Below are 21,872 nucleotides of genomic sequence, written 5' to 3'. Positions count from 1 at the left end.
ATTTTCCCTCCGCCCCCCCCCGTCCTACCCGAGGGACGAGGGGGGAAGGTGGGCGGCCCTCTCCCCGGGGGGGCCCCTCCCACGCCCGTACTTCCGTACAGCTGCCGCCTACTGGGCGGCGTTCAGGATCTCGCGCGCCAGCTTGGCGGTCTCGGTCGGCGTCTTGCCGACCTTGACGCCGGCGGCCTCGAGGGCTTCCTTCTTGGCCTGTGCGGTGCCGGAAGAACCGGAGACGATGGCGCCGGCGTGGCCCATGGTCTTGCCCTCGGGGGCGGTGAAGCCCGCGACGTAGCCGACGACCGGCTTGGTGACGTTCTTCGCGATGAAGTCCGCCGCACGCTCCTCGGCGTCGCCGCCGATCTCGCCGATCATGACGATGAGCTCGGTCTCCGGGTCGGCCTCGAAGGCCTCCAGGGCGTCGATGTGCGTGGTGCCGATGACCGGGTCGCCACCGATGCCGACGGCGGAGGTGAAGCCGATGTCGCGCAGCTCGTACATCATCTGGTAGGTCAGCGTGCCGGACTTGGACACGAGACCGATCTTGCCGGGCTTGGTGATGTCGCCCGGGATGATGCCGGCGTTGGACTGGCCGGGGGTGATCAGACCCGGGCAGTTCGGGCCGATGATGCGGGTCTTGTTGCCCTTGGCGGTCGCGTACGCCCAGAAGGCGGCGGAGTCGTGCACCGCGATGCCCTCGGTGATGACGACGGCCAGCGGGATCTCGGCGTCGATGGCCTCGACGACGGCGGCCTTGGCGAAGGCCGGCGGGACGAAGAGGACGGAGACGTTGGCGCCCGTCTTCTCCATCGCCTCGGCGACGGAGCCGAAGACCGGGACCTCGGTGCCGTCGAAGTCGACGGTCGTGCCGGCCTTGCGCGGGTTCACGCCGCCGACGATGTTGGTGCCGTCAGCCAGCATCAGCTTGGTGTGCTTCATGCCCGTGGCACCGGTCATGCCCTGGACGATGACCTTGCTGTCCTTGTTGAGGAAGATAGCCATGTGAGTCTGTGACCTCTGCCCTTACTTCGCAGCCGCGAGCTCGGCGGCCTTGTCGGCCGCGCCGTCCATGGTGTCCACGCGCTGCACCAGCGGGTGGTTGGCGTCCGAGAGGATCTTGCGACCCAGCTCGGCGTTGTTGCCGTCGAGGCGGACGACCAGCGGCTTGGTGACCGCCTCGCCCCGGTCCTCGAGCAGCTGCAGCGCCTGGACGATGCCGTTGGCGACCTCGTCACACGCGGTGATGCCACCGAAGACGTTGACGAACACGGACTTGACGTCCGGGTCGCCGAGGATGATCTCGAGGCCGTTGGCCATGACGGCGGCGGAGGCGCCACCGCCGATGTCGAGGAAGTTGGCGGGCTTGACGCCACCGTGGTTCTCACCGGCGTACGCGACGACGTCCAGGGTGCTCATGACGAGACCCGCGCCGTTGCCGATGATGCCGACCTCGCCGTCGAGCTTGACGTAGTTGAGGCCCTTCTCCTTGGCGGCGGCCTCGAGCGGGTTCGCGGCGGCGTGGTCCACGAACTCCTCGTGGCCCGGCTGGCGGAACTCGGCGTTCTCGTCGAGCGAGACCTTGCCGTCGAGCGCGATGACGTCACCGGAGGCGACCTTCGCGAGCGGGTTGACCTCGACGAGGAGCGCGTCCTCGGCGATGAAGGTCTGCCACAGGGTCACGAGGACCTCGGCGACCTGCTCGGCGACCTCGGCCGGGAACTTCGCCAGGGCGACGATCTCGCGGGCCTTCTCGATGGTCACGCCCTCGTTGGCGTTCACCGGGACCTTGGCGAGCTTCTCCGGGGTCTCCTCGGCGACCTGCTCGATGTCCATGCCGCCCGCGACCGAGGCCATGGCCAGGAAGGTGCGGTTGGTGCGGTCGAGGAGGTACGAGACGTAGTACTCCTCGAGGATCTCCGGCGCGGTCTCGGCGATCATCACCTTGTGGACCGTGTGGCCCTTGATGTCCATGCCGAGGATGTCCGTCGCGCGGGCGACGGCCTCGTCGGGGGTGGCGGCGAGCTTCACGCCACCGGCCTTGCCGCGGCCGCCGACCTTCACCTGGGCCTTGACGACCGACTTGCCGCCCAGCTTCTCGGTGGCCTCGCGAGCCGCCTCAGGCGTGTCGATGACTTCACCGGCCAGCACCGGTACACCGTGCTTGGCGAAGAGGTCCCTCGCCTGGTACTCGAACAGGTCCACGCGCGTCCGTCCCTTGTCTTAAAGATTCGCAGTGATTCGCGGTTTGTCTGCTATCTGCGTGGGCGTGCCGCGGAGGGCAACGTGACGGCGCTGTCACTAGGAAGGCGCACACGGTGACCGTGGACGCGGCATGTCCGTCTCGCAGGTTATCCCCGTGGGACGTGGGTCCCTAAATCGCAGATCACACCTGAGCGGTGATACCTGTCACAGATCGCCTCACGGTTGAGCTGCGTCTTCGTGTGATCTGCCGATTTGCCGCAGCGGCCGGACGTGCTCCGGCGGGCCCGTCAGGGGACCGGCAGGGGGCGCTTCTCCAGGGCGGCCGCCATCACCTCCGGGAACAGGTCGGGGGTGCAGGCGAAGGCGGGCGCACCCAGCGCGGCCAGCGCCGCGGCGTGCTCGCGGTCGTAGGCGGGGGCGCCCTCGTCCGACAGGGCCAGCAGGGCCACGAACTCGACGCCGGCCCCCTTCATCGCGGCCACCCGCTTGAGCATCTCGTCCCGGATGCCGCCCTCGTAGAGATCGCTGATCAGGACGACGACCGTGTCGGCCGGTCGAGTGATCTTGGACTGGCAGTAGGCGAGGGCACGGTTGATGTCGGTGCCGCCGCCCAGCTGGGTGCCGAACAGGACGTCGACCGGGTCGTCGAGCCGGTCGGTCAGGTCGACCACCGCCGTGTCGAAGACGACGAGCCGGGTGGCGAGGGACCGCATGGAGGCCAGGACCGCCCCGAAGACGGAGGCGTGGACGACCGAGGCGGCCATCGAGCCCGACTGGTCGATGCACAGGACCACCTCCTTCTTCACCGACCGGGAGGCGCGGCCGTAGCCGACGAGCCGCTCGGGGACGACGGTCCGGTGCTCCGGCAGGTAGTTCTTCAGGTTGGCCCGGACGGTCCGGTCCCAGTCGATGTCGCGGTGGCGGGGACGGCTGATCCGCGCCGAACGGTCCAGCGCGCCCGTCAGCGTGGCCCGGGTGCGGGCCGCGAGCCGCTTCTCCAGCTGCTCGACCACCTTGCGGACCACGGCCCGGGCCGTCTCCCTGGTGGTGTCGGGCATGGCCTTGTTCAGCGACAGCAGGGTGCCGACCAGGTGGACGTCCGGCTCGACCGCCTCCAGCATCTCCGGCTCCAGCAGGAGCGCGGCCAGACCGAGCCGTTCGACGGCGTCCCGCTGCATGACCTGGACCACCGGGCTGGGGAAGTACGTACGGATGTCCCCGAGCCAGCGCGCCACGCGCGGAGCGGACGCCCCGAGCCCGGCGGACCGCTCCCCCTGCGCCCTGCCCCCGCCGTCGCCGTAGAGCGCCGCGAGCGCCCCGTCCATCGCCGCGTCCCGCCCGCTCAGGGCGCGGCCCGTCCCGTCACCCTCGCCGCCCAGCACCAGCCGCCACCGCCGCAGCCGCTCGCCTCCGGCGGTTCCCGTCTCCGTCATCCGTCCATCCCCTCGACTCGTTCCTCCAGGGGGCCGCGCCCCCTCGTCCCGCGCCCGGATCCGCCGCTGCGCGAGACCCGCCCGCCCTCCCCCGTTCCCCGGGCTCCGCCCGGCCCCGCGCCTCGAACGCCGGCGGGGGCTGGAGGTGGCTGCGTGAGGGGGCGGGGACGGGGTGGGGTGCCGTCCGGGGCCAAAACGAGATGAATTCGGCGCGAGTCACCCCGCACAACCGGATCCGGAACGGGCGCCGAACATCGAAGCCCGCCCCGGACGACACCCCACCCCGGCACCGACCCCGCCCCGAAACCACCCCACCGAACCCGCCCCGCAGGCAACCGCCCGACAGGGCACCCCCGGCCCGAACCCCCGCCCGGCAGGGCAACCGCCCGACACGGCAACCCCCGGCCCGAACCCCTGCCCGGCCAAGGCAACCGCCCGACAGGGCAACACCCCAACCGAACCCCCGCCCGGCCAGGGCAACCGCCCGACACGGCAACCTCCGCCGCCCCCGAACCGCCCGGCCAGGGCAGAGGCCCGGCCAGGGCAGAGGCGGGAGGGCCTACGCCCCCAGGAGCAGCAGGGCCAGATCCACGACCGCGTCCGCGCGGGCCGGGTCCAGCTCCGGGGCGAAACCCGCCGGGGCGGCCCCGGCGGCGGACGCCGCGCGGGCGCCGGGGACACGCCGGGCCAGCTCGCCGAGGGTCCGCCTCACCCCCGCCTCGTACGCCCCGAACGTGCGCCGCAGCAGGGGCAGTACGTCGATGAAGGCGCCCTCCGGCACCGACACCAGCCAGGCGTCGATCAGGCCCAGCAGCCGCTCGTCGTGGACCAGCAGCGTCCCGCCGCCGGGGCCCCCGGCGAAGCCCTCGATCCAGCCCGCCGCGTCGGCCGGGGAGGCCGCCGGGGACAGGGCGAGCCCCATCAGCCGCGCCGTCTCCCCGGCCGGGAGCCGGCCGTCGTCCAGCAGCAGCCGGGCGGCCCGCCCGCGTATCCCCCCGGGCACGCTGTCCCGCCCGGCCAGCGTCCGCAGGACCGCCGACCAGCGCTCCCGCAGCCCCGGGTCCGCCTCGGCCAGCAGGGCGACCGCCCCGTGCACCCCGTCGACGTGGCCCCGCAGCTCCGCCGCCCCGTCGGCGTCGAGCCCGGCCGCGCAGGCCGGCGGCAGGGCCACGCAGATCCGCTCCGCCAGCCCGGCCGCGACCGTGCCGAGCGCCGCCGCGTCGGTGCCCCGCACGTCCCCGTACCGCAGCGAACGGGCCAGCGCGGGCAGCGCCCTGGCGAGCCCGGCCACGTCCGTGTCCAGCGCGGCCCGGTCGGCGAGCGCCCGCAGCACGGCGGGCAGCGCCTGCGACAGCCCGGCCAGCAGGCAGCGCTCGGCCAGCGCGGTGACCTCCCCCAGGTCCCCGGCCGCCGCCGCGTCGGCCTCCGCCTTCGCGGTGGCCGCCCCCAGGACGGTGGTGCCCCAGATCCCGGCCTCGGCGACCCGCACCGACAGCTCCGGCTCCCAGCACAGCCGCCAGGTCTCCCGGAAGGTGCCGGTCCCGCTCCGGGAGGCGGTCGGTACGCCCCAGTCGATCCCGAGCAGCCGCAGCCGGTGCAGCAGCAGCGACTTGGCCGCGTCGGAGTCCTTGCGCAGGTCCAGCTCCAGGTCCCGCCGCCGCGCCTCGGCCTTGAGCCGCAGCGAGCGCTGCCGGCGGGTGAGGTCCCGCTGGAGCGGTACGACGGGCGCCGTGTCCGGGACCTCGCCGAGCACGTCCCCGATCACCAGCCGGTCCTCGACCAGCGCGAGCGGTATCCCCGAGCCGTCGCACATCACGGCACGGACCGCTTCCAGGGTCTCCGCGAGCCCGGGCAGCGGGCGGCCCCGCAGCGCGGCGAGGGTCCCGGCCAGCCGGACCGCCTCGATCACGTGGGCCGGGGAGACCTGCCGGTCCTCCTCCCGCAGCAGCCCGGCGACCTTGGTCAGCCAGCGCTCGACGGGCCGGTCCGGGGCCGCGAACAGGTGCGCGTACCAGCCGGGCGAGGTGATGCCCGCGCCGTACCCGCCGGCCCGGGCGAGCCTGCGGTGGGACCAGGGCACCCAGGTGGTCTCCACCTTCACCTTGGGCAGCCCGGCGAGCAGCGCGCGGTCCGCCGCCACCGTGGTCCGGGCCCGCAGCGCCGGGACGTGCCAGGCGCCGCACACGACGGCGTGGTCGTCGCCGAACTCCCTGCGGGCCGCGCGCATCCGCTGCCGCATGTACGCCTCGCGGAGCAGGTCGCGGGGGCGGCCGCCGTCACCGTAGGTCTCCCGCAGGGCGGCCATCGCCTCCCCCAGGGCCTCGAAGACCGCCAGCGGATCCCCTACGCCGCCCGAGTCCCGGTGCTCGACCACGTCCTCCCACCAGTCCTCGGGGTCCTCGTACCCGGCGGTCTCCGCGAGCACGGCGAGCGGATCCACCCGCAGGGCGCCGGGGCCGCCGGCGTCCGGGCCCTCCTCCTCGGGGGGTGCGGCCAGCGCATGGGCGGCCGGCAGGTCGATGAAGCGCACCGGCACGTCCCGGGCCTGCGCCCAGCGGATGGCGACCCACTCCGGCGAGAAGGCCGCCAGCGGCCAGAACGCGGCCCTGGCGGGGTCGTCCGCCGCGTGCGCGAGGAGGGCGACGGGCGGGCGCATCCCGGGCTCGGCCGCCAGCGCGAGCAGCGCGTCCCCCTCGGGCGGCCCCTCGATCAGCACGGCCCGCGGCCGCGCGCGGTCCAGCGCGGCCCGCACCGCCCGGGCCGATCCGGGCCCGTGGTGGCGCACCCCCAGCAGCAGCGGTCCCGCGGCCGCCGCCGCGGCCCCGGGGCTCATGCCGTCACCTCCCGGCAGGCCCGGTAGAAGTCCTTCCAGCCGTCCCGCTCGCGGACGACCGCCTCGAGGTACTCCTGCCACACGACGCGGTCGGCGGCCGGGTCGCGGACGACGGCGCCGAGGATCCCGGCGGCGACGTCGGAGGGGCGCAGGACGCCGTCCCCGAAGTGCGCGGCCAGGGCCAGTCCGCCGGTGACCACGGAGATGGCCTCGGCGGTGGACAGGGTGCCGCTGGGCGACTTCACCTTGGTGCGGCCGTCGCCGGTGACGCCCTCGCGCAGCTCGCGGAAGACGGTGACGACCCGGCGGATCTCCTCCAGCCCCTCGGGGGCGGCGGGCAGGTCCAGGGCGCGGCCCATCTGGTCGACGCGGCGGGCGACGATGTCGACCTCGGCGTCGGCGGTGGCGGGCAGCGGCAGGACCACGGTGTTGAAGCGGCGGCGCAGCGCGCTGGAGAGCTCGTTGACCCCGCGGTCGCGGTCGTTGGCGGTGGCGATGAGGTTGAAGCCGCGCACGGCCTGGACCTCCTCGCCGAGTTCCGGTATCGGGAGCGTCTTCTCGGACAGGACGGTGATGAGGGTGTCCTGCACGTCGGCCGGGATGCGCGTGAGCTCCTCGACGCGGGCGGTCATGCCCTCGGCCATGGCCCGCATGACGGGGCTGGGGACGAGGGCTTCGCGGCTGGGGCCGTGGGCGAGGAGGCGGGCGTAGTTCCAGCCGTAGCGGATGGCTTCCTCGGGGGTGCCGGCCGTCCCCTGGACGAGGAGGGTGGAGTCGCCGCTGACGGCGGCGGCGAGGTGTTCGGACACCCAGGTCTTGGCGGTTCCCGGGACGCCGAGCAGCAGCAGGGCGCGGTCGGTGGCGAGCGTGGTGACGGCGACCTCGACGATCCGGCGCGGCCCCACGTACTTGGGTGTGATGACCGTGCCGTCGGCGAGCGTGCCGCCCTGGAGGTAGGTGGCCACGGCCCACGGGGACAGCTTCCAGCGGGCCGGGCGGGGCCGGTCGTCATGGGCCGCGAGGGCTTTCAGTTCGTGCGCGAAGGCGTCCTCCGCGTGCGGTCGCAGCGCTTCGGTACCGGTGCCGTTCCCGGGCGTGGTCATGGTCCCCCTCCAATGCTCGGCAGCCGCTCCCGACTGCTGGACTTACCGTGCACCATCCCACTGACAACGGCCTTCGTTCCGGGCGTCGTTGCAGGTCAGAGCCATTGTCAGTGGGGGTCTCTACGGTTGTTCCCATGACTGAGCAGGGGGTCCGCTGGACGGCGGAACAGGTACTGGCTCTGGCTCCTGACGAGGCGTCGCGCAAGGCGGGGGGCAGGCTGGGAGGGGCGGGTCCGTGGTCACAGACCGGAGGTTCCGCTTCCGGCGCGGTGTGGGGGTTGTGCAAGGGCAGCGGCAGCACGCCGTACCGGACGGTCGTCGACCTGACGGGCCCTGCGTACACGTGTTCCTGCCCGAGCCGGAAGTTCCCCTGCAAGCACGCGCTGGGGCTGCTGCTGTTCTGGTCGGCGGAGGGGTTCGGCGATCCGGCCGAGGCCCCGGACTGGGCGGGCGAATGGCTCGCCGGGCGGGCGGCGAGGGCGGCGCGTCCCGCCGCCGGTCCGGTGGATCCGGAGGCCGCCCGCAAACGGGCGGAGCGCCGGGCCGAGCGGATCGGCGCGGGCGTCACCGAGCTGGAACAGCGACTGGCGGACCTGCTGCGCGGCGGGATCGCCGGACAGCAGCAGGCGGGCTACGCCCCCTGGGAGGAGACCGCGGCCCGCATGGTCGACGCCCAGGCGCCCGGACTGGCAGCCCGCGTAAGGGAGTTGGGGGCAATACCCGGTTGCGGCCCCGGCTGGCCCGCCCGGATGCTTGAGGAGTTCGCGCTGCTGCACCTGCTGGACAGGGCCTGGCTGGGGGTGTCCGGGCTGCCGGAGCCGCTGGCCGCGACCGTCCGGAGCCGGGTGGGGCTGCCGTCCCCGGCGGAGGGTGAGACCGTCCGGGACCGCTGGCTCGTACTGGCCCAGTACGACTCGGTGTCCCCGGACGGCCGCCTCACCACCCGCCGGACATGGCTGCGCGGACTGGACAGCGGGCGCCCGGCGCTGGTCCTGGACTTCGGTCCGCCCGGCCGGCCGCCGGGGCTGGCACTGCCCGTCGGACTGGTGCTGGAGGCGGAAGCCCGCTTCCGGCCCGGATCTGCGGGGCTGCGGGCGGAGTTGGGGGACCGTACCGCGGCCGCGGTACCGGCCGCCCGCACGCCGCCCGGCGTGAGCACCGGCGAGGCACTCGAGGCCTACGAAGCCGCGCTGCGGGAGGACCCGTGGCTGGAGTCGTGGCCGGTGGTCCTCGGCCCCGTGATCCCGATACCGGGGGAAGGGGGCGAGGCCGCCTGGCAGGTGGCGGACGCGCAGGGGACGTCCGCACTGCCGGTGGTGCTCGCGCAGGGCCGCTCGCGGTCCGGGCTGTGGCAGCTGGCCGCCCTCTCGGGCGGCGGACCCGTCACGGTCTTCGGGGAGTGCGGCCACCGCGGCTTCAGCCCGCTGACGGCCTGGCAGCCCGGCTCGTCCGAGCCGGTGCCGCTGACCTGAGCCGGAGCCGGAGCCGGAGCCGGAGCGAAACCAGAGGAAAACGCAGGGGGCCTGGGGGCTCGTATGCCGTCTGAGGGGGTGTCACGGGGAGGGACGGGCCGTCGCGGGGGCGTCGGCGCGTGAAACGGACGAGAAGCCGGGGGGCTTGAGATGAACGACAACCACGCCAGCTGAACAGGGTCGTGCCGGGTACCGGCGGCCCGGTCCCGAGGAGGGGCCGGGACCGGGCCGCCGTCCGGAACGACCGACGACCGACCAGCACGACCGGCCACGACGACCGACAACTGACGACTGACGACTGACGACTGACGACCTACGACTGACTGACGACTGGCTGACTGACGACGGACGGCGAGACACCGGCGACGCGAGACCGGCGGCGGACGCGGGCGGCTGGCGAACGGCGGCACACGGACGGGACGGCCACGGCCGGCGAGGGTGACGGGGGCACGAGTGACGAGGGAGGGGTCCGATGGGCAAGGGTGACGAGGGGTACCGGGACTGGGAGGAGCTGGTCAACGCCGCGCTGCTGGGCACCGAGCGGCGCGGCGGCTCACCGGGGGCGCTGCTCGACGCGGCGGCCGTGCAGACGCTGCGCCGCCGCGCCGGGCTGCGGCCCGCCGAGGCGGCCGCGCGGCCCCCGGCGGCGGCGGACGATCCGCGCCCGGCTCCCCCGGAGGCCGCCCGGCGGCGGCTCGCGCAGCTGCTGGCGGGCCGGACGGCGGCGGGCAGTGGCGGCGGGCGGCGCGGGGCCGCCCCGGATCTGACGGAACTGCTCCCGCAGTGGCTGGCCGCCGCCGTGCGGCACGGCTACCGGGCGCCGTCGGCCCAGCTCCCGGCCCTGCTGGACGCGGCCCGCGCCCGGACCGACCTGCGCCCGCAGGCCCTTGCCCTGGCCGGGGCGCGGGGGCTGTGGCTGGCCCGGCTGAATCCCGAGTGGCGGTTCGCCCTGCGCGGGGCGCCCGGAGGTGCCGGGGAACTGCCCGACCCGGCGGACGGAGAGGCGGTGGCCCGGCTCTGGGAGGAGGGGCTGTTCGCCGAGCGGGTCACCCTGCTCGCCGCCGTGCGGGCCCACGATCCGGCGGCCGCGCCCCGGCTGCTGGCCACGACCTGGGCCACGGAGCGTGCCGAGGACCGGCTGATGTTCCTCGACTCCCTGCGGTCCGGGCTGTCCGGGGAGGACGAGCCCTTCCTGGAGGCGGCGCTGGGTGACCGCAGCCGCAACGTCCGGGCGACCGCCGCCGAACTGCTGTCCGCGCTGCCCGGCTCGGCGTTGGCCGCGCGGATGGCGGAGCGGGCGCTGGCCTGCGTCGGCCCGGAGGGGGTGGTGCCGCCGGCGGAGTGCGACGCCGGGATGCTGCGCGACGGGGTCGTCAAGCAGCCCCCGGCCGGGCGCGGGGAGCGGGCGTGGTGGCTGGGCCAGCTGGTGGAGTCGGCCCCGCTGTCCTGCTGGCGGGACCGCTTCGGCGGGCTCGGTCCGGCGGAGATCGTCGCTCTGCCGGTGGCCGAGGGCTGGGCGGAGGAGATCCACGCGGCCTGGTGCCGGGCGGCGGTGCGCCAGCGCGACCCGCGGTGGTCGAAGGCGCTGCTCGGGCCGCCGTCCGCGCCGCCCGCGGCGGGTCCGGGCACGGCGTCGCTGGCGGAGCGGGCGAAGCTGCTGGAGACGCTGGGCGAGGCGGAACGGGCCGAGTGGGTCGCGGAGTTCATACGCGCCCACGGGCTCTCGGAGGCCTTCCAGCTGCTCGGCGTCTGCCTGGTGCCCTGGGCGGGGACGCTGGGCCGCGCGGTGGTGGACGCCCTGGACGCGGCGCGCGAGGCGGGCAGCTACCCGTGGAGCTTCAGCGGGGTGATGGGGCTCGCGGAGCGCTGCCTGGATCCCGCGGAGGCGGACCGCCTGGAGGCCCTGACGGCCACCGCCCCGCATCCGACGGAGGCCTCACCGGGAGCGGCCGCCTACTGGGCCGAGGCCTTCCAGCGCCTGGTGGCCACCCTCCGCATGCGGGCCGCCATGCTCGCCGAACTGGCCCCGGCCGCCTGACCCAGGCGGCCGGACCGGCCGGAAGGGGTCAGGCCTGGCGGACGTGGGCGTTGACCCAGTCCACGATGGAGGTGGTGGTGGCGCCAGGGGTGAAGATCTCGGCGACGCCCTTGGCCTTGAGCGGGGCGATGTCGTCCTCCGGGATGATGCCGCCGCCGAAGACCTTGATGTCCTCGGCGTCGCGCTCCTTGAGGAGTTCGATGACGCGCGCGAAGAGTGTGTTGTGCGCCCCGGAGAGGATGGAGAGGCCGATGGCGTCCGCGTCCTCCTGGATCGCGGTGTCCACGATCTGCTCGGGGGTCTGGTGGAGGCCGGTGTAGATGACTTCCATACCGGCGTCGCGCAGCGCCCGCGCGATCACCTTGGCGCCGCGGTCGTGGCCGTCGAGACCCGGCTTGGCCACCACCACACGGATCGGACCGGTCACACCCATCGCACTGCCTCCCGAGTGAACGAACGTTAAGTACAGCATTGCGCACGGCACCGTTTCGCGGTCAACGGGGAGGGGGAAATCACACGTGGGACGCCGTTGATTCACCACCGCCCCGTCGCCCCGCCACCGCGCCGACAGCCGCACGGCACGGTGGCGGGGCCGCGTCGGCGGTACGGCCCCGCACCCGCAGGGTCCAGGGGGAGGCCGTCCATGGGGCTGACGATCGCACCGCTGCCCGTGCCGCGCACGGGCGCCGCCCTGCGGGCTGCGGTCCTCGAGGCGGCGGTCCTCGCCGGGCACCTCCTGCTCTACCCCACCGGGATGCGGGAGGAACGCCCCTCCGCCGCGCCCGCCGCCGGGGCCACCGGGCAGCCGCCGCCCGTGCTGCTCCTGCACGGCTTCACCGACAACCGCTCGGTCTTCGTCCTGCTGCGCCGCGCCCTCGGCGCGGGTGGCCGGCGGCGCGTGGAGACGTACAACCACTCCCCCTTCAGCCGCGACCTGCGCGTGACCGCCCGGCACCTCGCCCGGCGCGTCGAGGAGCTGTGCGAGCGCAGCGGCCAGGAGCGGGTGGACCTCATCGGGCACAGTCTCGGCGGGCTGGTGGCGCGGTACTACGTCCAGCGGCTCGGCGGCGACGCCCGCGTGCGGACGCTGGTGACCCTGGGGACCCCGCACGGCGGCACCCGGATCGCCCCCTTCATGGACGCGCACCCCCTGGTCCGCCAGATGCGCCCGGATTCGGAGGTGATGGCCGAGCTGCGCGCGCCCGCGCCCGGCTGCCGGACCCGGTTCGCGGCGTACTGGAGCGAGTTCGACGCCCTGATGGTGCCGACGGGGACGGCCCGGATCGAGCACCCGGACCTGGACGCGACGAACGTGCGGGTCACCGGTATCGGACACCTCGCGCTCCCCGTCCATCCCGCCGTGGTCACCGCCGTCCGGCGCGACCTCGACGGCCCCCTCCGCTCGGCGGACACCGCACCCCGCCCGCCGGAAGCCGCCCCCGCCCGGGGATCCGAGGGCGGGAGCCTGGCCGTCTGACGGCAGGCCCACACCCCGGTGCCCGTACAACACGACTCGACCCCTAGTCGAACGAATTTCGAACTCAAGGCCAAGGGTCGGTCTTCCAGGGACCGAAAGACGGCCGAATGCCCGGTTCCGCTGAGGACGAAACCCTCGGAAGATTGTCGTGGCGAGTAACCGCCGGGTACAGTCACGCCACTGCTCTCCTCCGGTGAACCTCGAGTTCACCGGCCACCCAGGCCCCACTGCCGAGGCGAAAGAGAAGTTGGTGAACGACCGCCCGACGTCGGGCCAGTACCCCGATTTGGGGTACGACGGCCTTTCCACCACCACTTTCGCTGGTGACCAAGCCTACGCGTCCTATGAAACGCAGGGCCAGGGCTATCAGTACGTCACCGACTGCCCCCCTTCGGGGAGTTACGGAACGTACGACTCCTACGCGGCGTACCACTCCGCGGCCGACACCGGCGCGTACGACTCCACCGCGTGGACCGCTCCGGAGAGTTACCTCTCCAGCGTTCCGGCCCAGGCCGGCCACGAGGACACCACGGGCCAGTACGACGCGAGCGCCTGGAACAACGCCACCGCGGAGTACCAGCCCACCGCGTTCGGCTACGACGCCACGGGCGCCGAGCAGAGCGGGCACTGGACCCACCCCGGATACGGGCAGGACACCGGCACCTACGACGCCACCGCCTGGAACGGCGGCACGGCCGACGGGAACGCGCTCGCCGGCTACGAGGCCACGACCGTCGTCCCCGTCTTCGCGGAGACCCACGCGACGGCCGGTGACGCGGACACCGACGCCGGCGCCGGCGCCTACGCCGATCCGTACGCCGATGACGAGACCTCCGTCTTCGAGCCCGTGGCCGCTGCCGCTGCCGTCGAGGACGGGCCAGGGGCCCCCGAGGACCTCGTCGTACACGACATGCCCACCCAGGCGATGCCCGTCACCCCGCCCGCCGCGGGATCCCGGGCCGGCCGCAGGGCCACCGGCAAGGGCGGCGCGGGCCGGAACGGCGCGGCCAAGGGCAGCGGGAACGCCGCCGCCGGAAGCCGCCGGCGCACCCCGGCCAAACGGTCCGCCCTGCTGACGGTGGCCGTTCCCTCCGCGTGCGTGATGGGCGTCGCGGGTGTGGCCGCCGCCTCCGTCGGCGGGCTCACCGGCGCCGACAAACCGGCCGAGGAGACCACCACGATGGCCGCCCCCGACGCGGTGCGGCCGGTCGAGGCGAACAACAAGCTCGACACGCAGCTGGCGGCGCTCAGCGCCGACGCGGGTGACTTCGCGGACCGCGCGAGCCGCACCCAGGAGCGGATCGACCTCAAGCAGCGCCAGGAAGAAGAGAAGAAGAAGCGCGCCGAGGAGGCCGCGGCCAAGGAAGCGGCCCGCCCCAAGTTCTCGGTGCCCGTCGCCCAGCGCGGTCTGAGCGCCAGCTTCGGTCAGGCGGGCGGCATGTGGATGTCGGTCCACACCGGCATCGACTTCCCCGTCTCCTACGGCACCCCGGTCATGGCCGCCACCGACGGCACCGTGCGCACCCAGTGGAACAGCGCCTACGGCAACATGGCCATAGTCACCTCCCCCGACGGCACCGAGACCTGGTACTGCCACCTCGGCAGCACCAAGATCCGGTCCGGCAAGGTCAAGGCGGGCGACGTCATCGCGTACTCCGGCAACTCGGGCAACTCCACCGGCCCGCACCTCCACTTCGAGGTACGGCCCGGCGGCGGCTCCGCGGTGGACCCCCTGGCCTGGCTGCGCAGCCACGGCCTCGACCCCAGCTGAGCCGAGCGAAGAGCCGCAGAACCGAGCGAAGAGCCGCAGGCCCGGCCTCGAGGCCGGGCCGTGCCCCCGCCCTGCTCCTACAGCTTCTGCACCGGCGCGTAGCGCAGCAGCAGCCGCTTGGGCTTGGCGTCCCCGAAGTCGATGGTGGCCTGCGCGTCCGCTCCGGCGCCGCGGACCTCCGTGACCGTGCCCAGCCCGAACTGGTCGTGCGTGACCCGGTCCCCGACGGACAGCGCGACGACCGGCTTGTCGGCGGCCCGGCGCGTGGCGAAGCCGGAGGGGCCGGACTTCGTGCGCGACGAGGACAGGAACGCCTCGGGCGAGGTCCCGAACGCGGCCTTCCCGGAGGACGAGCCGTACCCGGAACCGCGCATCGGACCGGCCGGCTTCTGCGCGGCGCCCGTGCGCTTCCACTGGAGGTACTCGGCGGGGATCTCCTCGAGGAACCGCGACGGCGGGTTGTACGAGGGGGTCCCCCACGCGCTGCGCATGCCGGACCGGGTCAGGTACAGCCGCTCACGGGCCCGGGTGATGCCGACGTAGGCGAGGCGGCGTTCCTCCTCCAGCTCCTTGGTCTGGCCGAGCGCGCGCATGTGCGGGAAGACCCCGTCCTCCATGCCGGTCAGGAAGACCACGGGGAACTCGAGGCCCTTGGCGGTGTGCAGGGTCATCAGCGTGATGACGCCCGAGCCGTCGACGTCCTCGTCCGGGATCTGGTCGGAGTCGGCGACGAGCGCGACCTGCTCCAGGAACTCGGCCAGCGTCCCCGGGTTCGACTCGTCGCGGGCCTGCTCGAATTCCAGGGCCACGGCCGCGAGCTCCTGGAGGTTCTCGATCCGGGTCTCGTCCTGCGGGTCGGTCGACGCCTGGAGCTCGGCGAGGTAGCCGGTGCGCTCCAGCACCGCCTCCAGCACCACGGCGGGGCCGGCGCCGGAGTCGACGATCGTACGCAGCTCCTCCATCAGCACGTTGAACCGCTTGACGGCGTTGGTGGAGCGGGCGGCCATGCCGAAGGCCTCGTCGACGCGCCGCAGCGCCTGCGGGAAGGTGATCTTCTCGCGCTGCGCGAGGGCGTCGATCATCGCCTCGGCGCGCTCGCCGATCCCGCGCTTGGGCACGTTCAGGATCCGGCGGAGCGGGACGTTGTCCTCGGGGTTCGCGAGGACGCGCAGGTAGGCCAGGACGTCCCGGACCTCCTTGCGCTCGTAGAAGCGGACGCCGCCGACGACCTTGTACGGGAGCCCGACGCGGATGAAGATCTCCTCGAAGACGCGCGACTGGGCGTTCGTCCGGTAGAAGATCGCGACGTCGCCGGCCTTGGCGTCGCCGGCGTCCGTCAGCCGGTCGATCTCGTCGGCGACGAACTGGGCCTCGTCGTGCTCGGTGTCGGCGACGTATCCCGTGATCACGGCGCCGGTTCCGGCCTGGGTCCACAGGTTCTTGGCGCGGCGGTTCTCGTTGCGCTCGATGACCGCGTTGGCGGCCGACAGGATCGTCTGGGTGGAGCGGTAGTTCTGCTCCAGCAGGATCGTCGTCGCGTCCTTGTAGTCCTCCTCGAACTGGAGGATGTTGCGGATGGTCGCGCCGCGGAAGGCGTAGATCGACTGGTCGGCGTCACCCACCACGCACAGCTCGGCGGGCGGCAGGTCCGGGTAGCCGGGGCCGACGAGCTCACGCACCAGCGTGTACTGGGCGTGGTTGGTGTCCTGGTACTCGTCGACCAGGACGTGCCGGAAGCGGCGGCGGTAGTGCTCGGCGACGTCCGGGAAGGCCTGGAGGAGGTGGACGGTCGTCATGATGATGTCGTCGAAGTCCAGCGCGTTGGCCTCGCGCAGCCGCCCCTGGTACATCGCGTACGCCTGGGCGAGGGTCTTCTCGAAGCCGTCGGCGGCCTGGGCGGCGAAGGCGTCCTCGTCGATCAGCTCGTTCTTCAGGTTCGAGATCTTGGCGTTGAAGGACTTGGGCGGGAACTTCTTCGGGTCCAGGTCCAGGTCCCGGCAGACGAGCGCCATCAGGCGCTTCGAGTCGGCCGCGTCGTAGATCGAGAACGACGAGGTGAAGCCGAGCCGCTTCGACTCGCGGCGCAGGATGCGGACGCACGCGCTGTGGAAGGTGGAGACCCACATGGCGTTCGCGCGGGGCCCGACCAGGCTCTCGACGCGTTCCTTCATCTCGCCGGCGGCCTTGTTGGTGAAGGTGATCGCCAGGATCTGTCCGGGGTGGACGTTCCGCGCGGACAGCAGGTGGCCGATGCGGTGGGTGAGCACCCGGGTCTTGCCGGAGCCGGCGCCGGCCACGATGAGCAGCGGGGACCCGGCGTGGACCACGGCGGCGGCCTGCTGCTCGTTCAGCCCGTCCAGGAGCGTCGCCGGGTCGATGACGGGGCGCGGGGCGCCGTCCCGGTAGTACGCGTCCCCGCTCATGGGCACGTCGAAGGCGCCCCCGAAGAGGTCGTCCGCGCCGTGCTCCGGCTCGGCGTGCTCCTCGGGCGGCGGCGGGACCTCGTCGGAGGGGGTGAGGTCGGCCAGGAAGCTGTCGTCAAAGAGGCTGCTCATCGCCTTCCGAGTCTAGGGGGCGGGACCGACAGCCGGTCCCGCCCCCGGGAAATCGGGTCGAACGGGCGCCCCGTACGCTCGCCGCATGACCGTTCTGACCAACATCTTCGTCGGCCTGCACATCATCGGCATCGCCTCTCTCCTGGGCGGCTTCCTGACCCAGATGAAGGCGATGGGCTCCGGCACCGCGCGCTTCGTGCCCGCGATGCTGCACGGTGCGCTGACCATGCTCGTCACCGGTGTGCTGCTGGTGGGCTTCCGTGAGATGGGCGACGGCGCCCCGCTCAACCACGTCAAGATCGGCGTGAAGCTGGCGGTGCTGTTCGTGGTGCTGGCCCTCGTCTACGTCAAGCGGGACGAGGAGCGCGTGGAGAAGGGCGTCTTCGCGGCGGTCGGCGGCCTGACCACCGCGAACGTCTTCATCGCCGTCCTCTGGCACTGACCGGTCAGCCGGGGCCGGTCACCGGGGCCGGTCAGCCTGGGCCGGCCCCGGCCGGACAGAGCCGGTTCCGGTCACTCGGGGCCAGTCCCGGTCGGGCAGAGCCAGTTCCGGTCGGACAGGGACAGTTCCGATCATTCCGTCATCCGACCGTTACCTCCGGCCTTAGCGTCCTCCCCCAAGACCTACGGGATCAGTGGAAGGACGTGAGGCCCTCGTGGCCAGTCATCGAAAGCCCAGGCAGCGCCCGTTCTCCGGCGGCACCGCACGGACCGCCTTCACCCTCGCCCTCGCGGGCGCTGCCACCGCCACCGCCTTCGAAGGCACCTCGCACGCCGACCCCCGGCTCGCTCCCGCCCAGGTCGAGGCGGAGGTCGACCGGCTCTACGGCGAGGCCGAGGCGGCGACGGAGCGCTACAACGGGGCGAAGGCCAGGTCCGACGAGGCCGAGCGGGCGCTGACCGGCCTGCGCGAGGAGACCGCCCGCAAGACGGACCGGCTGAACGGCGCCCGCGGCGCGCTCGGCTCCCTCGCGGCCTCCCAGTACCGCAGTGGCGGCCTGGGCCCGGCCCTCCAGCTGGCCATGGCCTCCGATCCGCAGGACTACCTGGACCGCGCCGGCATGCTGACGCGGGCCGGCGACCGGACCGCCGCCGAGGTGGCCGCCGTCAAGCGCGGCCTCGACGAGGTCGCGGAGCTGCGCGGCAAGGCCGCCGGCCGGCTCGCGGAGCTGCGTGCCCGGCAGCACGAGCTGGCCGAGCAGAAGGCCGTCATCGAGGGCAAGCTCGCCACCGCCCGGCAGCTCCTGGCCCGGCTCACCGCCGAGGAGCGCGCGGCGTACGAGGCCCGGTCGGGCACCGGCGCGTCCGGGGGCGCCTCCGCGGCCCCCCGTACCCCGCCGCCCCCGGGGCAGCTGCCGGCGGTGGCCGCGGGGAACGCGCGGGCCGCGCGCGCGGTGGCCTTCGCGTACGGGGCGATCGGCAAGCCGTACGTCTGGGGCGCCACGGGACCGGGCGCGTTCGACTGCTCGGGCCTGACCCAGGCGGCGTGGCGTGCGGCCGGGGTGTCCCTGCCCCGCACGACCTACACCCAGATCAACGCCGGCCGCCGGCTATCCCGGGACCAGCTGGCCCCCGGTGACCTGGTCTTCTTCTACTCCGGGGTGACGCACGTCGGCATGTACGTCGGCAACGGCCAGATGATCCACGCCCCGCGCCCGGGCTCCACGGTCCGGCTCGCGCCGGTCTCCTCGATGCCCTGGGCCGGCGCCTCCCGCCCCGCCTAGACCGACCGGGCGGGCCCTACGGCGCCTTGACCTGCTGGCTGAGCCACCCGAAGGTCTGCGGCAGCTGCTTGGACCACGCCTCCAGGTTGTGCCCGCCGGTGATCTTCTCGGCGTGCACGGTCGTCGGGCTCTGGGCGAGGGCCTTCAGGTCGGTGCCGGACAGGTAGCCGTCGTGCTCGGCGCCCGACATCCACAGCGCGACCGCCGGCGGCGAGGGCCGGGTCCTGAGCAGCTCCTTCAGGTTGTGGGTGCGGCGCAGCTCCGGGTCCTTGGCCACCAGCGAGCTGGGCTCCTGGCCGGGGTCGTTGTAGCCGGACAGGGAGACGGCCGCGCCGTAGCGGTCGGGGTGCAGGATGGCGAGCTTGGCGGCGCAGTACGCGCCGGCCGAGTAACCGGCGACGCCCCAGGTGCGGGGGTCGTCGGAGGCGCGGAAGTTGTCGGTGACCATCTTGCGGACGTCGACGCTGAACCAGCTGTCGGCGTTGACCTTGCCCGGGATGTTGGCGCAGCCGGTGTCGCCGTTGCCCAGGAGCATGGCGCGCGGGGAGACGAGGATGAAGGGCTGGACCTTGCCCTCCTTCATCAGCGGCTCCAGCACCTCGTGCGCCTTGAGCCCCTGGAACCAGGACTTGCCCGTGCCGGGTATCCCGGGGATCAGCTCGACGACCGGGAAGGTGCGGTCCTTGTGGGCGGGGTCGTCGTACTGCGGCGGCAGCCACACCATGACGTCGCCCCTGACGCCGGAGACCTTGCCGTCGAGCTCGGTCTTCTTCACCCGCCCGCCCAGGCCTTCGACGGGCACGAACTGCTGGCGGACCTTCGGCTCCTGCCCGGCCTGCCCGGCCTGCCCTGCCTTCTTCCCGCCGAGCCCGTCCGGGCCCAGGTCGGGGGCGGCCTGGACGTACGTGCCGGTGCCCATCAGGTCGGTCCAGGAGACGTAGAAGTTCATCTCCCGGTTGAGCGCGAGGAAGACCAGGGCGACCGCGGTGACCTGGGCGAAGACCACCATCGCGCCGCGGGTGGCGACGCGCGCGGCGGCGGGCCCGCGCACCTTGCTCCACACGGCCAGGGGCAGGACGACGGCGGTCACGGTCAGGGCGACCGCCGTCGCGAAGAGGGGGGTCCCGGTCAGGCTCATCACGCCACCCAAGAGTGGGGTGCGGAGCACTCCGGTTGCCCCCCGGACCTGCGGTGTGGATCACACCGGGGTCCGGGCGGCGGCCCGGATCAGACCAGCCGGCGGGCCGTCGCCCAGCGGGTCAGCTCGTGGCGGTTGGAGAGCTGGAGCTTCCTGAGCACCGCCGAGACGTGCGACTCCACCGTCTTCACCGAGATGAACAGCTGCTTGGCGATCTCCTTGTACGCGTACCCGCGCGCGATCAGCCGCAGTACCTCCCGCTCGCGCTGGGTGAGCCGGTCCAGGTCCTCGTCGACCGGCGGCGCGTCCGTCGAGGCGAAGGCGTCCAGGACGAAACCGGCCAGGCGGGGCGAGAACACCGCGTCCCCCTCCTGGACCCGGAAGACGGAGTCCACCAGGTCGGCGCCGGTGATGGTCTTGGTGACGTAGCCGCGCGCACCGCCCCGGATGACGCCGATGACGTCCTCGGCGGCGTCCGACACGGACAGCGCCAGGAACCGCACCGGATCCTCGGCCGCGGCCATCAGCGGGGCGCAGCGCCGCAGCACCTCGACCCCGCCGCCGCCGGGCAGGTGCACGTCCAGGAGGACCACCTCGGGGCGGGTGGCGGTGATGACGGTGACGGCCTGGTCCACGTCGGCGGCCTCGCCGACGACCTCGACCCCGGTCCGGGCGGTGTCGCCGATCTCGGCCTGGACGCCGGTGCGGAACATCCGGTGGTCGTCGACGAGCACCACCCGGACCCTCCTGCTCGCGCCGCCGGTGGTCGCGTTGTCCTCGGTCATGCTGTCTTCGCCGCCCTCTCCGTCTCCAGCTCGACTACCGTGCCGCCGTCGGGCGCGGACCGCAGCACCGCGGTCCCCCCGTTGCGCTGCATCCGGCCGATGATCGATTCTCGTACGCCCATGCGGTCGTCCGGTACCGCGTCCATGTCGAAGCCGGGACCCCGGTCGCGTACGGACACGAACACCGTCCCGCCCTCGACCTCCGCGTACACCTGCACGGGGCCGCCGTCGCCACCGTACTTGGCGGCGTTGACCATCGCCTCGCGCGCGGCCTGGACCAGTGCCCCGAGCTTCTCGTCGAGGGGGCAGTCGCCGACCACGACGACCTCGATCGGGACGCCGTGGTGATCCTCGACGTCGGCGGCGGTCTTCTTCACGGCCTCGGCGAGGGTGGCCGGCTCCTCCGCCTCCTCCTTGCCGGTGCCCTCGGGCCGGTAGAGCCAGTTGCGCAGCTCCCGCTCCTGGGCCCGGGCGAGGCGGCGCACCTCGCCCGCGTCGTCGGCGTTGCGCTGGATCAGGGTGAGGGTGTGGAGCACCGAGTCGTGCACGTGGGCGGCGACCTCGGCGCGCTCCTGGGCGCGGATGCGCATCAGGCGCTCCTCGGAGAGGTCCTGGGTCATGCGGATCAGCCAGGGCCCGGCCAGCAGGGCGATGCCGACGAGGACGGCGAGGACGGCGGTGAGCAGGTTGCCGAGCTGGGCAGCGGAGCCGCGTACGACGATGAAGACGGTCAGGCCCACACCGACCAGCACGACCCCGGCGAGGGCGCGGGCGGCCTGCAGGAGGCCCTTCTGCCGTCCGGCGGCGGCGCTCCAGTGGGCGCGGCGGGCGTTGTCGGCCTGGCGCCAGACGAGGACGACGCCGGCCCCGACCAGCAGGGTGGGCCAGATGTAGCGGCCGTTCTCGCCGCCGACGCGCAGCTGGGAGACGAAGATGCCCGCTCCGACGGCCAGCGCGATCAGGCCGGAGACGGCTCCCTTGTCGGGTTTGCGCAGCCGGCGGGTGCCGTCGGCGAGGGTCTCGAAGAAGGAGTGGTGCCCGGTCTTGCCGCCCTGGCCCAGCGGTACGAAGACCCAGAACGCCGCGTAGAGCAGTACGCCGAGCCCGTCGCCGAACATGAACATGCCGAGGAAGGCGAGCCGGACCCAGAGCACGGGCAGCCCGAGGTGCCCGGCGAGACCGCGCGCGACCCCGCCGAGCATCCGGCCGTCGGCGCTGCGGTAGAGCCTGCGCTGCGGGACGTCCTCCGGGTCGGGTGCGTGCGGGATGCGGGGAGCGGCGGCTGCGGGCATGGCACCAAGGGTCACACGCCCCGACGCGCCCCGGCATCAGGGCATCCCCCCA

General features: G+C 73.7%; 16 protein-coding genes. 6 read left to right on the top strand and 10 right to left on the bottom strand.

Annotated features, from left to right (window positions below):
* Positions 1–108 precede the first annotated feature (108 nt).
* The 5 genes from sucD to ACZ514_RS05945 form a co-directional block, all read right to left on the bottom strand.
* Positions 109–999 (bottom strand): succinate--CoA ligase subunit alpha, encoded by an 891-nt coding sequence (gene sucD / locus ACZ514_RS05965; RefSeq protein WP_030710487.1) that lies wholly within the window; start codon positions 997–999, stop codon positions 109–111.
* Between the two features lie 21 nt (positions 1,000–1,020).
* Positions 1,021–2,199, bottom strand: coding sequence for an ADP-forming succinate--CoA ligase subunit beta (sucC, locus tag ACZ514_RS05960; RefSeq protein WP_388934641.1), 1,179 nt, complete (start codon positions 2,197–2,199; stop codon positions 1,021–1,023).
* A 287-nt stretch (positions 2,200–2,486) separates the two neighbouring features.
* The gene (locus tag ACZ514_RS05955) at positions 2,487–3,632 is read right to left on the bottom strand and encodes a VWA domain-containing protein (RefSeq protein ID WP_469124223.1); all 1,146 of its coding nucleotides are present in this window, start codon (positions 3,630–3,632) and stop codon (positions 2,487–2,489) included.
* Between the two features lie 559 nt (positions 3,633–4,191).
* A complete protein-coding gene (locus tag ACZ514_RS05950; protein ID WP_469124222.1) occupies positions 4,192–6,465 on the bottom strand; it encodes a DUF5682 family protein in 2,274 nt (757 codons plus the stop codon).
* Positions 6,462–7,568 carry an ATP-binding protein gene (locus ACZ514_RS05945; protein WP_388934650.1) on the bottom strand — a complete coding sequence of 369 codons (1,107 nt, stop codon included), beginning with the start codon at positions 7,566–7,568 and terminating at the stop codon, positions 6,462–6,464. The genes ACZ514_RS05950 and ACZ514_RS05945 overlap by 4 nt, the downstream gene beginning before the upstream one ends.
* Positions 7,569–7,702: 134 nt before the next feature.
* On the opposite strand from ACZ514_RS05945, the gene ACZ514_RS05940 reads away from it, so the two are divergent.
* Together ACZ514_RS05940 and ACZ514_RS05935 are read left to right on the top strand one after the other, a co-directional pair.
* Positions 7,703–9,040: an SWIM zinc finger family protein gene (locus tag ACZ514_RS05940; protein WP_469124221.1), complete on the top strand. Its 1,338-nt coding sequence runs from the start codon at positions 7,703–7,705 to the stop codon at positions 9,038–9,040.
* Positions 9,041–9,512: 472 nt separating this feature from the next.
* Entirely contained in the window at positions 9,513–11,078 is a 1,566-nt protein-coding gene (locus ACZ514_RS05935) for a DUF5691 domain-containing protein (RefSeq protein WP_469124220.1), read from the top strand.
* 28 nt (positions 11,079–11,106) lie between these two features.
* Here ACZ514_RS05935 and ACZ514_RS05930 read toward each other — a convergent pair whose 3' ends face one another.
* Positions 11,107–11,511: a cobalamin B12-binding domain-containing protein gene (locus ACZ514_RS05930; RefSeq protein WP_388934659.1), complete on the bottom strand. Its 405-nt coding sequence runs from the start codon at positions 11,509–11,511 to the stop codon at positions 11,107–11,109.
* A gap of 210 nt (positions 11,512–11,721) precedes the next feature.
* Between ACZ514_RS05930 and ACZ514_RS05925 the strand changes: the two genes are divergently transcribed.
* A complete protein-coding gene (locus ACZ514_RS05925) occupies positions 11,722–12,555 on the top strand; it encodes an esterase/lipase family protein (protein WP_469124219.1) in 834 nt (277 codons plus the stop codon).
* Between the two features lie 250 nt (positions 12,556–12,805).
* Positions 12,806–14,326: a M23 family metallopeptidase gene (locus ACZ514_RS05920; RefSeq protein ID WP_469124218.1), complete on the top strand. Its 1,521-nt coding sequence runs from the start codon at positions 12,806–12,808 to the stop codon at positions 14,324–14,326.
* A 77-nt stretch (positions 14,327–14,403) separates the two neighbouring features.
* Here the strand turns inward: ACZ514_RS05920 and pcrA are convergent, their stop codons facing one another.
* Positions 14,404–16,881: a DNA helicase PcrA gene (gene pcrA, locus ACZ514_RS05915; protein ID WP_468174775.1), complete on the bottom strand. Its 2,478-nt coding sequence runs from the start codon at positions 16,879–16,881 to the stop codon at positions 14,404–14,406.
* 85 nt (positions 16,882–16,966) lie between these two features.
* On the opposite strand from pcrA, the gene ACZ514_RS05910 reads away from it, so the two are divergent.
* Positions 16,967–17,323: a hypothetical protein gene (locus ACZ514_RS05910; protein WP_468174778.1), complete on the top strand. Its 357-nt coding sequence runs from the start codon at positions 16,967–16,969 to the stop codon at positions 17,321–17,323.
* A 214-nt stretch (positions 17,324–17,537) separates the two neighbouring features.
* Positions 17,538–18,605 (top strand): C40 family peptidase, encoded by a 1,068-nt coding sequence (locus ACZ514_RS05905; RefSeq protein WP_469124217.1) that lies wholly within the window; start codon positions 17,538–17,540, stop codon positions 18,603–18,605.
* A 16-nt stretch (positions 18,606–18,621) separates the two neighbouring features.
* On the opposite strand, the gene ACZ514_RS05900 is transcribed toward ACZ514_RS05905, so the two are convergent.
* The 3 genes from ACZ514_RS05900 to ACZ514_RS05890 form a co-directional block, all read right to left on the bottom strand.
* Positions 18,622–19,743 (bottom strand): alpha/beta hydrolase, encoded by a 1,122-nt coding sequence (locus ACZ514_RS05900; RefSeq protein WP_469124216.1) that lies wholly within the window; start codon positions 19,741–19,743, stop codon positions 18,622–18,624.
* An 89-nt stretch (positions 19,744–19,832) separates the two neighbouring features.
* Positions 19,833–20,528 carry a LuxR C-terminal-related transcriptional regulator gene (locus ACZ514_RS05895; RefSeq protein ID WP_468174787.1) on the bottom strand — a complete coding sequence of 232 codons (696 nt, stop codon included), beginning with the start codon at positions 20,526–20,528 and terminating at the stop codon, positions 19,833–19,835.
* Positions 20,525–21,820 (bottom strand): PspC domain-containing protein, encoded by a 1,296-nt coding sequence (locus ACZ514_RS05890; protein ID WP_468174790.1) that lies wholly within the window; start codon positions 21,818–21,820, stop codon positions 20,525–20,527. Before ACZ514_RS05890 ends, ACZ514_RS05895 begins: the two co-directional genes overlap by 4 nt.
* Positions 21,821–21,872 lie beyond the last annotated feature (52 nt).

It is taken from the genome of Streptomyces sp. NPDC034086 (genome assembly GCF_055575515.1).
This window is presented reverse-complemented; position numbering and strand designations above follow the sequence as displayed.

What these genes read in the sequence shown, in the direction of transcription:
- sucD (WP_030710487.1), bottom strand. Translation starts at nt 999, where the DNA reads ATGGCTATCTTCCTCAACAAGGACAGCAAGGTCATCGTCCAGGGCATG.
- ACZ514_RS05955 (WP_469124223.1), bottom strand. Translation starts at nt 3,632, where the DNA reads ATGACGGAGACGGGAACCGCCGGAGGCGAGCGGCTGCGGCGGTGGCGG.
- ACZ514_RS05950 (WP_469124222.1), bottom strand. Translation starts at nt 6,465, where the DNA reads ATGAGCCCCGGGGCCGCGGCGGCGGCCGCGGGACCGCTGCTGCTGGGG.
- ACZ514_RS05945 (WP_388934650.1), bottom strand. Translation starts at nt 7,568, where the DNA reads ATGACCACGCCCGGGAACGGCACCGGTACCGAAGCGCTGCGACCGCAC.
- ACZ514_RS05940 (WP_469124221.1), top strand. Translation starts at nt 7,703, where the DNA reads ATGACTGAGCAGGGGGTCCGCTGGACGGCGGAACAGGTACTGGCTCTG.
- ACZ514_RS05935 (WP_469124220.1), top strand. Translation starts at nt 9,513, where the DNA reads ATGGGCAAGGGTGACGAGGGGTACCGGGACTGGGAGGAGCTGGTCAAC.
- ACZ514_RS05930 (WP_388934659.1), bottom strand. Translation starts at nt 11,511, where the DNA reads ATGGGTGTGACCGGTCCGATCCGTGTGGTGGTGGCCAAGCCGGGTCTC.
- ACZ514_RS05925 (WP_469124219.1), top strand. Translation starts at nt 11,722, where the DNA reads ATGGGGCTGACGATCGCACCGCTGCCCGTGCCGCGCACGGGCGCCGCC.
- pcrA (WP_468174775.1), bottom strand. Translation starts at nt 16,881, where the DNA reads ATGAGCAGCCTCTTTGACGACAGCTTCCTGGCCGACCTCACCCCCTCC.
- ACZ514_RS05910 (WP_468174778.1), top strand. Translation starts at nt 16,967, where the DNA reads ATGACCGTTCTGACCAACATCTTCGTCGGCCTGCACATCATCGGCATC.
- ACZ514_RS05900 (WP_469124216.1), bottom strand. Translation starts at nt 19,743, where the DNA reads ATGAGCCTGACCGGGACCCCCCTCTTCGCGACGGCGGTCGCCCTGACC.
- ACZ514_RS05895 (WP_468174787.1), bottom strand. Translation starts at nt 20,528, where the DNA reads ATGACCGAGGACAACGCGACCACCGGCGGCGCGAGCAGGAGGGTCCGG.
- ACZ514_RS05890 (WP_468174790.1), bottom strand. Translation starts at nt 21,820, where the DNA reads ATGCCCGCAGCCGCCGCTCCCCGCATCCCGCACGCACCCGACCCGGAG.